The organism is Streptomyces turgidiscabies Car8, assembly GCF_000331005.1.
Taxonomy (GTDB): Bacteria; Actinomycetota; Actinomycetes; order Streptomycetales; family Streptomycetaceae; genus Streptomyces; species Streptomyces turgidiscabies.
Genome location: NZ_AEJB01000477.1, coordinates 1 through 2,646 on the forward strand (window position 1 = coordinate 1; position 2,646 = coordinate 2,646).

The 2,646-nt window shown below is 70.1% G+C and carries 3 protein-coding genes; all 3 read left to right on the plus strand.

The annotated features are described in order from the left end of the window. The first annotated feature begins 28 nt into the window (after positions 1-28). The 3 genes from STRTUCAR8_RS34580 (at position 29) to STRTUCAR8_RS34590 (ending at position 2,638) form a co-directional block, all read left to right on the plus strand. On the plus strand, positions 29-1,501 hold the full coding sequence (locus STRTUCAR8_RS34580; RefSeq protein ID WP_044473407.1) for a UvrD-helicase domain-containing protein: 1,473 nt from the start codon (positions 29-31) through the stop codon (positions 1,499-1,501). 68 nt (positions 1,502-1,569) lie between these two features. Then, complete coding sequence (locus STRTUCAR8_RS34585; protein WP_006380888.1) at positions 1,570-2,103, plus strand: hypothetical protein; 534 nt, start codon at positions 1,570-1,572, stop codon at positions 2,101-2,103. Positions 2,104-2,194: 91 nt separating this feature from the next. Then, positions 2,195-2,638: a WhiB family transcriptional regulator gene (locus STRTUCAR8_RS34590; RefSeq protein ID WP_044473408.1), complete on the plus strand. Its 444-nt coding sequence runs from the start codon at positions 2,195-2,197 to the stop codon at positions 2,636-2,638. The last annotated feature ends 8 nt before the right edge of the window (positions 2,639-2,646 follow it).

The following is a 2,646-nucleotide window of genomic DNA, read 5'->3' on the forward strand; positions in this document are numbered from 1 at the left end:
CCCCCAAGAAAGGAGGTGCACCACAGTGGTGAACCCCACCCCAGAACAGGCCGACGCGATCGACGCGTACGGCGACGGGCTGGACCTCGTCCTCCAGGCCGGCGCGGGCTGCGGCAAGAGCGCAACGCTCAAGATGATCGCGAAGAGCGACCGGCGGCGCCGGATGACCTACGTCGCCTACAACTCCGCGATCGCCACCGACGCCCGCCGCAGCTTCCCCAGCACGGTCCTCTGCAAGACCGGCCACGGCCTCGCCTTCGACCCGAAGTACGGCGACCGTCTCCAGCGGCCCCGGCAGACCGCACACCAGGCCGCGCAGGCCCTCGACGTCCGATCGATCCTCGGCATCATCGGCGCGACTCCGGCGATCCCCACGGACCTCGGCCACCCGAAGGCCATGACCAGCAAGGTCATCATGCGGATGGCACTGGACACGGTCACCCGGTACTGCCACGGCGCCGACGACGAGATCACCGCCGGGCACATCCAGCACTACGACGGCCTGACGAAGAAGAACGCGCGTGCCGCGCTGGAGAAGCTTGTCCTGCCGGTCGCTCGGGCGGCCTGGGAGGAGCTGAAGCGGGACGAGAGCGTCCTCAACCTGACCCATGATCACTACCTGAAGATGTGGGCGCTCTCGAAGCCCCGCATCCCGACGGATGTGGTTCTCCTCGATGAGGCCCAGGACACCAACGACGTGTTGAGCGCCGTCCTCCTGGCCCAGGAGCACGCGCAGCGCATCGCCGTCGGCGACTCCGCCCAGCAGATCTACAGCTGGCGCGGCGCCAACGACGCCCTGCAGAAGTTCGTCAGTGAACTCGGCTGCCCCGAGCTGACGTTGAGCCAGTCCTTTCGGTTCGGCCCGGCCATCGCCGCCCGCGCGAACATCTGGCTTCGTCTCATCGACGCCCCGCTCCGCCTCACTGGCTGGGACGCCGCCGAGTCCACCGTCGGCCCGCTTGACACCCCGGACGCGATTCTCTGCCGCACCAACGCAGGCGCCATGGGCATCGTCATGGAGAGCCTCGCCGCCGGCCGGAAGGTCGCGCTGGTCGGCGGGGGCGGCGACATCAAGCGCCTCGCATGGGCCTCCGAGTCCCTCCAGAACGGGCAGCCGACCGACCACCCGGAGCTGTGCGGTTTCGCCTCCTGGGACGACGTCCGCCAGTACGCCGCCGAGGAGGACGGCTCGCTGGAGGTCCTCGTCAAGCTCATCGATGAGCACGGGCCCGAGCGGATCGTTTCGGCGGCCGACGGACTGTGCTCGGAGCAGCAGGCCGAGCTGGTGGTGTCGACCGCTCACCGGTCCAAGGGCCGCGAGTGGCCGGCCGCCCGGATCCACAGCGACTTCCGGGCCCCGAAGCCCGACCAGCAGACCGGCCTCGTCATCCTGCCCCGCGAGGAAGCCCGGCTGGCCTACGTCGCGGTGACCCGGGCGCGCGAGCAGCTCGACGACACCGCCCTCGCCTGGGTATCGACCGTCACCGCCGTCACCGGCTGACCCACCGCCGACTTGTGGGCGCCCCCGCCCAAATCGGGGGCGCTCAACCCGCAAGGAGAACACAGCACATGAGCAATTTGAGCGAGCTGGCCTTGAAGGCCGCCACCGTCAAGGCCCTCGCCGACGTTGTGAAAGCCGTCGGCAACGACGTCCGCAAGGAACTCCACGCAGACCTCGCCGCCGCCGTCAAGAAGACCGGGGACCGCACGGTGCCCGTCGTCGTCCCGGGCGGCAAGCAGGTCGCCACGATCAGCTTCTCGGACAAGGACGCCGCCGCAGCGGTCACCGACAACGAGGCGCTGCTGGAGTGGGCCCGGGCCGCGGTCCCGGAGGCCGTGACGGAACGGGTCGTACACGAGGTGTCCCCGGAGTGGCTGTCGACGGTCCTCGCCGCCATGACCAGCGCCGACAACACGGAGTGGACCAGTCCGGACGGGACGGTGCACACGGTCCCCGGTGTGGCGATCATCCCGGGCAGCAGCAGCCACAGCGTGCGGCTGCGCAAGGACGGAGGCGCCGAGCTGGTGGAGGCATGGCGGCAGGGCCGCCTGGAGGCCGTGCAACTCCCGGAGCTCGCCCCGGCCCTCGAAGGCCGCAAGTGATCGCCTCGTGACGGGCGTCAGCGGCACCCGTCACGAGGCTGTCACCAGCCGCATTTCGTTTGATCATGACCGACCGTACGGAGGACCCGTGATGGATCGAGAGTGGGAACTGAGAGCGGCCTGTAGAGCCGCTGACCCGGACACCTTCTTCTCGTCGAAGTCGATCGGCCTGGCCCGGCAGCTCTGCCAGGGCTGCCCGGTGCGGATGGAGTGCCTGGAGTCGGCACTCGTTCGCGAGGACGGGGTGGCGAAGGCGTTCCGCACAGGGCTGGTCGCCGGGCTGACCGGTGCGCAGCGGTGGGCGATCGGCAAGCAGCGGGAAGTCGCCGCGAAGGCCGGCGCAAAGCCCGCGAAGAAGAAGCCCAGGCCGAAGAGCACCCGGCGGTGGAATCTCGCGCCGTGCGGGACGCGGGCCGCGTACCAGCGGCACGTCCGCAAGGGAGAGCCGGTCGACGACGCCTGCCGGGCCGCGAACAACGCGGGCAAGCGCGAGCACGCCCGCAGCGGCACCACGCAGGTCCCGGTCACCCAGTAGCCGTCGGT